We start from the raw sequence: 13,393 nt of genomic DNA on the forward strand, positions 1-13,393 counted from the left end.
AGAAATGATTTTTAAGATTCTCAAAAGATAACAAAAATGAATCTTAAAATTTATACTCTAAAAAAACTTAAATAGTGATTTTTTTGAGATTTATTGAACGATAATTTTGAACGATTTACCTTTGGCATTTGTAAGCATATAAATACCAGTAGCAATTTTAGACAAATTGATTTTAGTTTGATTATTCATCACAATAAAATTTTGTTGAATATTAATAACTCTACCACTTACATCAACTAAATAAAACTTGTCTTCATTTGAAGTATTTGTAACTATTAATTCTTGCTGTTTATTTGCTGGATTAGGAAAAACCTTACTTACCAAATCAATAAAATTATCATCTAATGCCAGAACGTTTTTATCAAAATAAGGCAAAGCAAAATTAAATGCTTGTACACCTACTTTTTCACCTATTAATCTGCCAGGAATATCATCTGCAGGAGGATGAATTCCTCCCCAAATACGAGATAAACTACATTGATCTGAAGCATCTCTATAAGTGGCCCATTGCAATTTTACATCAACAGAAGGGCCTTGCTCAAATACTAAGAATTCATTCTTTTTTGCTGTAAATTCGGCTATTCCTCCTGGAAAAAAAGCATCTCCAGTAAAAAGAGTTAGCACTTCTGCAGCAGCTCTAGAAAATGTAGAATGCCCAGAAACAAAACCTGAGAAAGGCGGAGTTACAAAGCTTGGTCTTTGATAAGGCCACCAATTTTCAGCTAAAATCCAACCAACCCCAGCTTCGTCTGTATTGGTGTTCGTAATTTCATCATGACCTCTCCAAGTATATAATTTAATTTTATTAATATTTTCTGGATTACGCAAAGCCAATGCCTCATCTTCTTTAACCAGCTCAATAAATCCTGGTTCTAATAAAATTCCTTGTGGATTATAATTTGGCAAGTTCTCATCAGAGCTTTGACCTAAATCTGCCAAATATCTTATCGCAGAAATTGGTCTTATATAATCATAAAAACCTTTTAAACTCCAAGCTGCAATTGCTGCATCATGCATTGCACCTCCTAATACAAAGTACGATTTTACATCCCATTCTAAATGGGACAATTCTTCTCCTTCACCTGCTATTTTTTTAACTAATAAATCATGATCATTAACTTCGTTTAAAATGGTAAACCAATGTCCAGGAGGTGTTTCTGAATCAGGACCATCTGCCCAAAATTCAGCCAAAACTCTTGTGTAATCTCCTCTAGGCACAATTTGAGACTCGTAAATTTCGTTCGTAATTGGATTTGTATTATGACCTTCACTAATATCACCACCTAAAAATCGTTTGTAAAAATTATCGTAATTCGAATAAGAATCTGGAAAATTATTTGAAGATAGATTACCAATCGATTTTGGAGAAATATCCCACATTACATTATCATTTGGGTCTAGATGACTTCCCCAAATTGCGACTTGCATAAATCCTTTTTTATAGTGACTGGAAGAAACCAAATCATTCTCATCTAATAATGGTGGAGCAGAAATATCATGATACAAAGTATAATTATTATTGTTTTTAGATATCATTTTTTTATCTTCATTCTCTAAAGAAAATGGCGCAACTACACCCCATTCAGGACTCAAGAAATCTATGACATCACCCTCAATTAAATTCCCACTTTGATCTATATAAGTATCTAAACTTAATGTTTGCCATCTGTTAGGATCTGATATTTGTAAATTTCCAGGAATTTCAGGAACCAAAGGATTATTCACAGTCTCATAAAATTGATTTTCAAAATTTGCCAACTCATTAGAACCATCTTGATTGCCATAACTAATAATAGTTTCTGCAATGTAATTACCTAATGCAGCTGCATTACCATCTTCATAATTAATATCGGTATAATTAATATCAAAATTAAGTTGACTCATCAAATCATTTAACTTTTGTTGAGTTGTATTATGGCTTGGAGAATTTTTAAAGCGATAACTTAATACGCGATAAGCTGCATAACTTATTGCTTTTTTTCTTGAAGCTTCAATGGATTCATTTGGTGTAAAATCATTTAAATTACTAGTAAAATCATTTACATTATTGCCCATTAAATATGGAGTTGCTTTGTCACTATAAATTGCCCAGGCATCAAACATAGCAACACTTACATGAAACAAATTACGAGCATGTATTGTTGGCCTTGCAAAATCTACTCTAATTGCCTCTAACAAAGCTTCGTTCCAAATACGTGCTATTGATTTATTTTCTGCAAGGTTTTGTAAACTTAAAGTGATTGCTTTAGTTACCTCTTGACTTTTACAAGATTCTGAAGCTAATACTAAACTTACTTTTCCTTCGGTTTGAAATTGCCATTGAACTACTATTTCTGAAGTTCCTTGACCACTTAGTATTTCTCCTCCATCAACTTGCCAAGAAATATCTGCACCATTAGAGGTGCTAAAACTATAGGTTTCTTTGCTAAAATAAGCTGGTGTAGTATTTCCACTAATTTCATCTGCTACTTCCAAATATTTGCAAGAGCCATCATCTATGGTTGCCTGAGGATTATAATTACAAGAATTTACATCTGTACAACCAGAAACTTTAATCGCTGGTTGTATGTTAAGTTTTGCATAAGAATCATTCTCTATAGCCTTACCAAAAGTATTTAGTTCTAAATTAGAATAAGTGTCAACATGACCTGAAGGCCAGTTTATAATTAGCTGATTAATTTTTGTTGCATCATCTAAACCAAAATGAACAGGTTTTAAACTTTGACCCAGAAAACCAACTCCTGAATAATATCTAACATAAGTATCTTCATCTGTAATTAAGGTGATTTTTGTACCTATTGCATCTCTATTTGATATGGTACCTTCTAAACTTAACTGAAACCATTTTGTTAAGTTAAAGTTAGAAGCATCTCTAGTTGTGTTTTCGTAGAAATAAGTATTTCGATCTGAGTTGGTTACGATTAAATCTAAATCACCATCAAAATCATAATCAAAATCTAATACTTCTACACTTACAGTTAAATCTTCAATTCCTGTTATTTGAGTAGTAGAGAAAACCACCTCATTATCTTCTGTTTTATTTTCAAAAAACAGGTTGTTATATTCTACTTCGCTCGAATTTTTAAATCCATTAACAACGATTAAATCTTCATCACCATCTAAATCAAAGTCGCCAAATTTTGTCCCCCAAGAAAAGTTAGTATTGTTTATTAATAAATCTTCTGCAACATTCGAATAAGTGTTGTTTTCATTACCTTTTAAAAGCGAATTATTTGCAATAGTTGTGACGTAAAAATCAAAATAACCATCTTTATCATAATCGCCAATAGCAATGCCCATATCATTAAAATTAGCTTCTAAACCATAATTTTTAGCAGCTTCTGTAAAAGATTGTCCATTATTATTGATAAATAACTGATTCTGTTTTCGAAGATCGTTCGTGATGTAAAGATCCATAAAACCATCGTTATTAAAATCGAAAGGAAAGGGTGTATAACCAGGTAAATCTATTTGTGTGATGATATTGGTTGATGCAGTTACATTTGTAAAGGTTCCATTACCATTGTTATGATATAAAGTATTGGTATTGCAACCTTTCCAGTCTACTACATATAAATCTAGAAAGCTATCATTATCATAGTCAAACCAAACTGCGCCTGTATTCTCACAATCGTTTATTTTAGTGATTCCTGCTTTATCTGTAACCTCTTGGAATTTTCCATCGCCTATATTTTCAAATAACTGCACTTTAGATAAATACGTGAAGAAAATATCAGGATCACCATCATTATCATAATCTCCCCAAAAAGCCCCAAATTTATAACCTTTTAAACCAAGAAAATTATCATAAGTAGCGTCTAAATCTTCGGTTGGCAACAAATTCTCCAAGCCAGACCCAAAAGTAACATCTGTAAAAGAACCATTACCATTATTTCGAAATAGTTTACTTTGGGTGGTTTGATTACCTGTTTCATCTTTCCAAACAGAAACAACAAAAACATCTAAATCATAATCACCATCAAAATCGGCCACAGAAACTCCATTATTTTCTTTTAAATTTTGAAAACCAATATTACTTTCTACATGTTTAAAAGGCTTTTGAGTTTGCGCATTTTGATAAACCAGAAAATGTACAAGCACTAAAATAAAAATGATATTTTTATGAAATTGCATTGCCACTTATTAATTTGATTAAATGTTAGTTACTGATAAAAAATTTAGACTTTAAAAATCCTAAACCATAACCCATAAACTGAGTTAGTGAAGTAAATATAGCTAAAAAACCAACTATAAATCCGTTTTTAAAAGTGGCGTCTAGCAAGAGTGCTATGAAGTATAAATAGTAAAAACTAAATAAATACAGATTACCAAATAAGACTAAAACAATACTAAAAGCAAAGCCTAAAATAAATAGGCTAGGAAACCAGTAGGTTATTTTTGAAGTAGAAGGAAACTTAGCATTTAAAATTGGTCTTGCTGTTCCAAAACCAAAGGTTTGTTTAAAGAATTGTTGTAAAGAACTTCTTCTTTTATGAAATACGTATGCGCTTTCTATAAGTTGAGTTTTAAAACCATTTTCCCAAAGCCTAAAGGTTAAATCGATATCTTCTCCATTCTTCATTTTAGAAAAACCAGCTGTTTTAATGAATGCTAATTTTGATATCCCAAAATTAAAACTTCTAGGCTGAAATTTACCAACAGCCTGTTTTTTACCACGAATTCCACCTGTAGTTAATAAAGAAGTCATAGAGTAATTGATTGCCTTTTGTAAATAGGTAAAACTTTTATGAGCAGCATCTGGCCCTCCAAAAGCATCTGTATAATTTTTGAGTAAAGCTGTATGAACCTCAGTTAAATATTGCTCAGGTAAAATAACATCTGAATCTAGGATGATAAAATAATTTCCTGATGCTTTTTGCATACCAAAGTTTCTGCTAGCTCCTGCTCCTGTGTTTTCTTTGTAAAAATATTCTATGTTAAGTTTTGTCTGATAACTTTCTACAATTACATCGCTTTTTTGATCTGAACCATCTTCGATAATTAGCACTTGAAAATCTTGATTAAAATTTTGCTTTGCCAAACTCGCTAACAATTCTTCTATTTCGTTTGGACGATTGTAAACTGGAATAATAATAGAAAAGTTAATATTAGAATGCTGCAATGATAACTGGTTTTACTTTTGTAGTTCTTGTAAAAATACAAAAAATGCAAACCTAAATAAGATTTGCATTTTAATATTTTACAATTGTTGACAAACAGGTTTAGCCCTGATTGAACGTTTTGTTTGAGCTCTTTTGAGGTACGAAAAAAGCGAGTAGTGAAAGCAGGAAATTGCTTCTTACAAAACCCTTATTCTTCGCCTACAAATTTATCCATTACAGGATCGCTTACACCCATGTTAGAGAAACCTCCATCATGAAATAAGTTTTGTAAAGTTACTTTTTTGGTTAAATCTGAGAACATAGTAATAGTATAGTCTGCACATTCTAAAGCAGTTGCATTACCTAATGGACTCATTTTTTCTGCATACTCTATAAAACCATCAAAACCTTTTACTCCACTTCCTGCAGTAGTAGGTGTTGGTGATTGAGAAATTGTGTTTACACGAACTTTGTGATCTCTACCAAAGAAGTACCCAAAACTACGTGCAATACTCTCTAAATATGCTTTATTATCTGCCATATCATTATAATCTGGAAATACTCTTTGAGCTGCCATATATGTTAAAGCAACAATAGAACCCCACTCACTCATGGCATTTTTGTTGTATAAAACATTCATTACTTTATGAAAAGATACTGCTGAAATATCCCAACCTTTTGTAGTGAAATCGTATTTAGGATCTGTATAATGTTTTCCTTTACGCACGTTTACAGACATACCAATTGAATGTAAAACAAAGTCTATTTTACCTCCAAGAATCTCCATAGACTTTTCTACTAGATTGTTTAAATCATCCATAGATGTTGCATCTGCTCCTATAACCTGAGAATTTGTTTTTTCTGCTAAAGCATTTAACTCGCCCATTCTTAAAGCAATTGGTGCATTTGTTAAAACGAAAGTTGCACCTTCTTCATGTGCTCTTTCAGCAACTTTCCAAGCAATTGATTGCTCATTTAAAGCTCCAAAAATAATTCCTCTTTTTCCTTTTAATAAATTATACATAATACTAAATATTCTATTTACTGGTTATTTTTTAGTTGATAAGACAAAGATACTTAATTTAATAACTCTTTGGCATGTGTTAAAGCTGAATCTGAAATGTCTTTACCACTTAACATTTCTGCAATTTCTACAACTCTTTCTTCATTAGAAAGTTGTTTTAAATTTGTTGTGGTAACCCCATTCTCGTCTTTCTTAAATACTTTGTAATGATTAACACCTTTAGCTGCAATTTGTGGTAAATGGGTAATAGCAATTACTTGCATATTATTACTCATCTGCTGCATAATAGCTGCTATTTTGTTAGAAACTTCACCTGAAACTCCTGTGTCTATTTCATCGAAAATAATGGTTGGTAACTGTGCGTTAGCAGACAGCACTTTCTTCACAGAAAGCATTATTCTTGACAATTCACCACCAGAAGCTACTTTTTTTAATTCTCCAAAATTCCCTCCTTTATTTGCCGAAAATAAAAATGAAAGTTCATCTTTACCATTTGCGAAATAAGTTTTGCCAGAATTTACTTTTATTGAAAAACGTGCATTTTCCATACCTAAATCTGCCAAAAGAGCCTCTAACTCTTTGGTTAAATTAGGTATAGCTTTGGTTCTATTTTTTGAAATTATTGAAGCAATAGCATCTAACTTTTTAGAGACTTCTTCAATTTCTTTCTTTTTATTATTAATAGTTTCTTCAGCATTTTCGACTTGAGAAAGTTTTGTAGCTAATTCTTCTAAAATAGCTAATAATTCTTGATTAGAATTTACATAGTGCTTTTTCTGCAAGTTGTAAATTAACTGCAATCTATCATTTAGTTCTTCTATTTCATTCGGATTAAAATCTACATTTTCATTTGCATTTTCTAATTCAGAAACAATATCATCAAACTCAATTTTTACAGAAGTTACTCTTTCTGATAAGTTTTGATATTCTTTAGAGAAACTAGCGATTTTAGACAACCTATTTTCTAAAGTGTTTAGTAAATTTTGAATACCAATTTCATCATTCTCAGAAATTTCTAAAGCCTCAGAAATATTAAGTTTAATATCTTCAATATTATTAAGCTTTTCTAATTTTTCCTCTAAACCTTCTTGTTCATCGGCTTTTAAATTTGCTTCATCTAATTCGTTAAACAAATGCAAATTATAATCATGTTTTTGATTGGCCTCTTTTTGAGATTGCTCTAGCTCCTGAAGTTCTTTCTTTAATTGATTTAGCTTCTTGTATTGAACAGCATATTTTTCTAAATCAGTCTTATTTTTAGCAAGTGCATCAAGAATAGTAAATTGAAAACCATTATCTGATAATTGCATGGTTTGATGTTGAGAATGAACATCAATCAACTTTACCCTTAACTCATTTAACACACTTAACTTAACTGGTGTGTCGTTAACAAAAGCCCTCGATTTACCAGAAGGCAAAATTTCCCTTCTTATAATAGTTTCTGCTTCGTAATCTAAATCGACTTCGTTAAAAAAGTTTATTAAATTGTAATTCTCTATAGCAACCTTAGCTTCTACTACACATTTTCTAGAAGTATCTTTTAGAGAAGATAAATCTGCTCTGTTACCCAAAACCAAACCTAAAGCACCTAACAAGATAGATTTTCCTGCACCAGTTTCTCCTGTGATAATAGACAAACCAGAAGAAAAATCAATAGCTAATTGATTGATTAAAGCGTAGTTATTTATAGAAAGTTGTGTAAGCAAGTTTACTAATTTTTGTAGGTTAAAATTAGTGAAATAATATCAGAAAATTAAAAGAAAATATTATTCAATATTTCTCCACTTTGCGTTATTATTTGGAGAAATTCTTTTTAATGTAGTACTAACATTAGAACTGTTTTTAGTTCGTGGGCCATCTGAATATATATTTACAATTTCATTGGCTTTTGCATCAAAAAAGATTCGAATTAAGTAATTACCCACTGTTTTATTGAACAACTGCTCCATAGAAAGCACACTAGTTTCTATGGTTTGCTTGGCAAATTCTTTATTCGATACAAAATTATCCATTCCTTTTATATGGTAATCGTACATCACCTCTCTATACTTTTTAAGTTTAGGAGCTAACAAATTATCAATCAATAAATATCTATTTTGTTTACCAACTACATTTTGCCAAGAAGCAATACCACTTTGCTGTGCTTGCAACATCACATTTTGAGCTTCTTTTAACTCATAATCGCCACCAAATTTAGAAAAGGTATCTGCATCTACTCCTAAAATTGTGTAAACATAAAAAACAATGGTAGATATTAAATTACTATCGAAAGCGTTTCTGTTATAATTTAGAGGATCAAACTCATTGTAGCGAAATGTAAAATCGTTATCCTTAATATTTAAAATTGGTGTTAAATAGCTAGAACCATAAATTGGTCTTGATGATTGCACTTGAATTGTTGCATTAAACGTATTATCATTTCTAGAAGTGATGATAATATTCATTGTACAATCTACACGTTCTTCAGCCTGAACAACCCTTTCTGTCCATTTTGTTTTATTGATAAATTCTGAAAGTGCATTTTCTAAGGTTACAAAAACCTGTCTATTTGAACCTGCAATTTGCTCATAATTTATTTTCACCAAACAATTCAATTCTTGCGAATTGCTATTGAATGCCACAAAAAACAAGGTTAATAGAAGAATTAATTTACGCATGTAACTTTAGTATAATTTCATTGATGATGTCTTTAGCAACCTCATCTTTAGACTTTAAATCGAATGGTTTCTGATTAAAATCTTTATCAATAATAGTAATTTTATTTGTATTCGTTGCAAACCCAGCACCTTTATCTTTTAGCGAGTTTAAAACTATGGCATCTAAGTTTTTTCTTTTTATTTTGCCAATAGCATTCTCAACTTCATTATTTGTTTCTAATGCAAAGCCAACTAAAAATTGATCTTTTTTAATAGCGCCTAATGAGGCTAAAATATCTTTTGTAGGTGCTAGCTCAATAGTTAACGAAGTATCTTTCTTTTTTATTTTCTGATCTGCTATATTTTTTGGCTTATAATCTGCAACTGCTGCAGATAAGATAGCAATATCAACCTCCTCAAAATGCTTATGTGCTTCAATATACATATCTTCAGCAGAAACCACATCTATTCTCTGTACCAAAGAATGTTTTATTTTCTGATGACTTGGCCCTGAAATTAAGTAAACCTCAGCTCCTAAATTAGCAGCAGTTTTAGCAATTGAAAAACCCATTTTACCTGAAGAGTGATTCCCTATAAATCGAACAGGATCTATAGCCTCGTAAGTTGGCCCTGCAGTAATCAATACTTTTTTACCTTTTAATGGTAATTTAGAAAGTACATCATTTTCTATGAATGAGACAATATCTTTTGGCTCAGCCATTCTACCTTCTCCAACCAAACCACTTGCTAGTTCACCTGAAGTAGCAGGAATCATTACATTTTGATACGATTGAAGTTTTGACAAACTTTCTTTTGTAGAAGGATGTTTATACATGTCCAAATCCATTGCTGGTGCAAAATATACAGGACATTTAGCCGATAAATATGTGGCTAACAACAAATTATCGCAAACACCATTTGCCATTTTGGAAAGTGTGTTTGCAGTTGCAGGTGCAATTAAAAAATAATCGGCCCAAAGGCCTAAATCTACGTGATTATTCCAAACCTCATTTTCATCTTCTTTATCATAAAAGGCAGAATTAACAGGGTTTTTAGAAAGTGTGGAAAGTGTAAGAGGTGTTATAAAATCTTTAGACGCAGGTGTCATAATTACTTTAACATCTGCGTCTAATTTTATAAGTAAGCGAACTAAACTGGCTGTTTTGTAAGCAGCAATTCCTGCAGTAATACCTAAAAGAATTTTTTTACCACTTAAAACAGACATGGTTTATTCTGCTTCTGGAGTTCTGTAATATACTTTATCATTTAACCACTCCTCTACTGCAATTGCAGTTGGCTTTGGCAAACGCTCGTAAAATTTAGAAACTTCTATTTGTTCTTTGTTTTCAAAAACCTCTTCTAAACTATCATTATAAGTAGCAAACTCATCTAATTTATCTACTAACTCTTTCTTTAAATCAGAATTGATTTGATTTGCTCTTTTTGCAATTATAGAAATTGCTTCGTAGATATTTTCAGTAGGTGCTTCAATCTCGTTCTTGTTATAAGTAATAGTACTTATAGCTGCTTTTGTGTCTTTATAATCCATAATATTAATTATTATTTAAAACCTTACCTTTTTCTATTTCTTTTACTTTAGCCATTAATGCAGCCACTCTTACATCTTCTTTTTGCAAGGTAGTTAACATTTCATTAGCCTCTTCTAAGTACTGAGATTCTGGGTAATTTCTTACTAATTTATCATATGCTTCAATAGCATCTTTAATTCTTTCTGGTTTTCTTCTTTCTGTACTCTTTAATACAAAATCATGTGCTGCCTTTAATCTATAAAACAAAGCTTCTTCTTTAAATTCAGAACCTAAATAATCTGCTAATAAATTATCGAAAGCTTGTATAGCTGCTTTATAGTTTCTCATATCATAATCTGCAGTAGTGTAATACACCTTTGCAATATCAAAATATTTTTTCTGTAGCTTATATCTTAACTCTTTATAGTGTTGATTTGCTTCTTCTATTTTGTCAGAATCTGGATAATTATTGATAAACATTTGAAAAGATTCTAATGCTTTTCTTGTATCTGTAGGGTCTTTACTTGAAACTGGTGAAGCTAGTTTGTAACTATAGGCAGATAAAAAAGCAGCCTCTTCGTTTTTTGAGCTACTTGGATAGTTTTTTGTAAAACGATCAAAATAATAACCAGCAGTTGTGTAATTTTTTACATTAAAATTAGATTGTGCAACCATAAACTGAATACGCTCCATTTGTGGTTTACCTCTGTAAGCTGGTGTAACTTTTTCGAACAAACGCAATGCCTTGCTAAACTTTTTTGTTTCGTACATTTTTACGGCCATCTTGTATTTTTCTTCTACACTACCTTTATTTAACACTTTTTGGTATTCACCACAAGAGTATAATAAAAGACTTAAAGCCAATAAATACGCTAAATTTTTAATTTTTTGCATCCTGCAAAATTAGTAATTAATTATGGATAATAAAAGCATTTATTTTTAACAAAATAAAACTTAACCTTAGTTAAATTATTACATAAAATTACAGATTGTAGCCAATCACAATTTCTTGTATTAATTTACCTTGCAATAATGCATTAAAAAGCCTTAAAATTTTAATAAGAAGATACTAAAAGTTTGTTAAGAATTAAAAATTAGCTACGTAGTTTGCTATCTTTTCTGACAGTTGATTACTTGCTTTTACCAATGGCAAACGCACATCATTGCCACAAATATTTAATTCTTGTAGTACTGTTTTAATTCCTGCTGGATTATTTTCTTCAAAAATATAGTCGATAATATCCATAAGCTTAAAGTGTATTTTATAAGCCTCTTTATTTTTACCTTCTAAACCTAATTGAATCATTTTTGAAAATTCAGCTGGAAAAGCCTGACCAATTACAGAGATAACTCCTGAACCGCCTGCTAAGGCCACTCCTAACGCTAAATCATCATCTCCAGAAATAATTAAGAAATCTTCTGGTTTATCTTTTAAGAGACTGTTATATTGTTGTTGAATATTACCAGCTTCTTTAACTCCTACAATATTTTCAAAATCGTTTGCTAATCTTATTGTTGTTGCAGGCTCCATATTTTTGGCAGTTCTGCCAGGAACGTTGTATAAAATGATTGGCAATTCTGTTGCTTCTGCCAATGCTTTATAATGCTGATAAAAACCATCTTGAGTTGGTTTGCTGTAATAAGGAGCTACAGATAAAATACCATCTATACCAGTAAAATCTCTTGTTTTAAGCTCTTTTACAACCTCTCTTGTATTATTACCTCCAACACCTAATACTAAAGGAACTCTATTATTATTCTCTTTAATAATTACATCTATAATAAGTTGTTTTTCTTCTTTAGTAATAGTTGCACTTTCACCTGTTGTGCCATTTATAACCAAGTAATTTGTACCATTTTCTATGTTGAAGTTCACTAATTTTTTAAGTGCTTCTAGATCTACAGATAAATCTTCTTTAAAGGGCGTAATTAACGCTACACCAGTACCAACAAATTTTTGCATCAGTCTCATTTTTTAACTCGGTAAAATTACAATATTTACAAATATGAAATTGTATAATTCATTTAGAATATAAAGAATTCACAACTTTTAGGTTGAAGTTTAAATTTCTACTTTTTTAAGAATTAACAAGTATTTTTTTAATTCTTCTAAAAATTGATCGGTATTTTTTGGTAATACTGCAATCTCCATGTCATACAAATCCTGATTCACATTAGAAATACCTACTTTAAATTTGGCATTAGATCGTAAAACAGCATTTTCTACATATAGGTTTCTCTTATTAAAAAAACCAATTAATAAATCGAAAGGTTGCTCTATAAATACCTTAAAATTTGGTTGTGATACTTGACCTTTCCAGTTAAAATCTTTTTCTGAAAAATGTTTGAAAGACACTTCTTCTTTTCTACTATAAGGCCTAAAGCTATAAATCTTTGTATTATGAACTTTGAAATGGTCTTCTACAGCAGTTTTAACATCTATCCAATTAGAAATTTCATCTGTAGAAATGATACCTACAGTTTTAATAATATCTGTAGACACTACCCTATTCTGTTCTTTTTCTAAGAGTAGTTTTTGAAAGTTTCTTTTGATAAACTTCTTTTTCAAACGATTGTAATTGTTAGTTATTTGATTGTAAAAGTACTACTTTTTTCTGTTGATAAAACCAATATTGTAAGGGTTTTTAGACCTTTTCGTCTAAATAGAAAATCAACCATAAATGAAAAAATACATACTAATCATTTTAAAAATGATTGCTGTAATTATAATGCTGCAGACATTACTTTTTAAATTTTCTGCTGCAGACCAAAGTGTAGAATTGTTTAGCAAATTAGCTGGTAAACATGAAGCTTACTTAAGAGTTGGAACAGGCATAATTGAACTTATAGCATCCATACTATTATATATACCAAAAACTACTTGGTTAGGAGCGCTTTTAACTATGGGAGTTATGACAGGTGCAATTTTAGGGCACATTACTAAAATTGGCATCAACCATAATAACGACCATGGTTTATTGTTTGGAGCAGCTGTTTACATTTTTATAATATCAGCTATTATTCTATTTAAAGAGAGAAAACAAATTCCATATTTTAGTAATCAATCAGTATAAAAAAAATCTCTAAAATTAATTTAGAGAT

General features: G+C 30.5%; 11 protein-coding genes. 1 reads left to right on the plus strand and 10 read right to left on the minus strand.

Annotated features, from left to right (window positions below; all coding sequences use genetic code 11):
• Positions 1 to 90 precede the first annotated feature (90 nt).
• The 10 genes from V7R38_RS00185 to V7R38_RS00230 form a co-directional block, all read right to left on the minus strand.
• On the minus strand, positions 91 to 4,134 hold the full coding sequence (locus tag V7R38_RS00185; RefSeq protein WP_334055550.1) for an FG-GAP-like repeat-containing protein: 4,044 nt from the start codon (positions 4,132 to 4,134) through the stop codon (positions 91 to 93).
• 25 nt (positions 4,135 to 4,159) lie between these two features.
• Complete coding sequence (locus V7R38_RS00190; protein ID WP_334055551.1) at positions 4,160 to 5,122, minus strand: glycosyltransferase; 963 nt, start codon at positions 5,120 to 5,122, stop codon at positions 4,160 to 4,162.
• Between the two features lie 188 nt (positions 5,123 to 5,310).
• Positions 5,311 to 6,126, minus strand: a complete 816-nt coding sequence (locus V7R38_RS00195) for an enoyl-ACP reductase FabI (protein WP_015482375.1) — start codon at positions 6,124 to 6,126, stop codon at positions 5,311 to 5,313.
• A gap of 53 nt (positions 6,127 to 6,179) precedes the next feature.
• On the minus strand, positions 6,180 to 7,832 hold the full coding sequence (gene recN, locus V7R38_RS00200) for a DNA repair protein RecN (RefSeq protein WP_334055552.1): 1,653 nt from the start codon (positions 7,830 to 7,832) through the stop codon (positions 6,180 to 6,182).
• A 60-nt stretch (positions 7,833 to 7,892) separates the two neighbouring features.
• On the minus strand, positions 7,893 to 8,783 hold the full coding sequence (gene porD / locus V7R38_RS00205; protein WP_334055553.1) for a type IX secretion system protein PorD: 891 nt from the start codon (positions 8,781 to 8,783) through the stop codon (positions 7,893 to 7,895).
• Positions 8,776 to 9,987, minus strand: a complete 1,212-nt coding sequence (gene coaBC / locus V7R38_RS00210) for a bifunctional phosphopantothenoylcysteine decarboxylase/phosphopantothenate--cysteine ligase CoaBC (protein ID WP_334055554.1) — start codon at positions 9,985 to 9,987, stop codon at positions 8,776 to 8,778. Before coaBC ends, porD begins: the two co-directional genes overlap by 8 nt.
• Before the next feature lie 3 nt (positions 9,988 to 9,990).
• On the minus strand, positions 9,991 to 10,311 hold the full coding sequence (locus V7R38_RS00215) for a DNA-directed RNA polymerase subunit omega (protein ID WP_015482371.1): 321 nt from the start codon (positions 10,309 to 10,311) through the stop codon (positions 9,991 to 9,993).
• 4 nt (positions 10,312 to 10,315) lie between these two features.
• The gene (locus tag V7R38_RS00220; protein ID WP_015482370.1) at positions 10,316 to 11,185 is read right to left on the minus strand and encodes an outer membrane protein assembly factor BamD; all 870 of its coding nucleotides are present in this window, start codon (positions 11,183 to 11,185) and stop codon (positions 10,316 to 10,318) included.
• A gap of 193 nt (positions 11,186 to 11,378) precedes the next feature.
• Positions 11,379 to 12,254 carry a 4-hydroxy-tetrahydrodipicolinate synthase gene (dapA, locus tag V7R38_RS00225; RefSeq protein WP_334055555.1) on the minus strand — a complete coding sequence of 292 codons (876 nt, stop codon included), beginning with the start codon at positions 12,252 to 12,254 and terminating at the stop codon, positions 11,379 to 11,381.
• 99 nt (positions 12,255 to 12,353) lie between these two features.
• The gene (locus tag V7R38_RS00230) at positions 12,354 to 12,860 is read right to left on the minus strand and encodes a DUF6913 domain-containing protein (RefSeq protein ID WP_334055556.1); all 507 of its coding nucleotides are present in this window, start codon (positions 12,858 to 12,860) and stop codon (positions 12,354 to 12,356) included.
• A gap of 112 nt (positions 12,861 to 12,972) precedes the next feature.
• Here V7R38_RS00230 and V7R38_RS00235 point away from each other — a divergent pair, with 112 nt between their 5' ends.
• On the plus strand, positions 12,973 to 13,365 hold the full coding sequence (locus V7R38_RS00235) for a DoxX family membrane protein (RefSeq protein WP_334055557.1): 393 nt from the start codon (positions 12,973 to 12,975) through the stop codon (positions 13,363 to 13,365).
• Positions 13,366 to 13,393 lie beyond the last annotated feature (28 nt).

This window comes from Polaribacter sp. P097 (assembly GCF_036864555.1).
Taxonomy (GTDB): domain Bacteria; phylum Bacteroidota; class Bacteroidia; order Flavobacteriales; family Flavobacteriaceae; genus Polaribacter.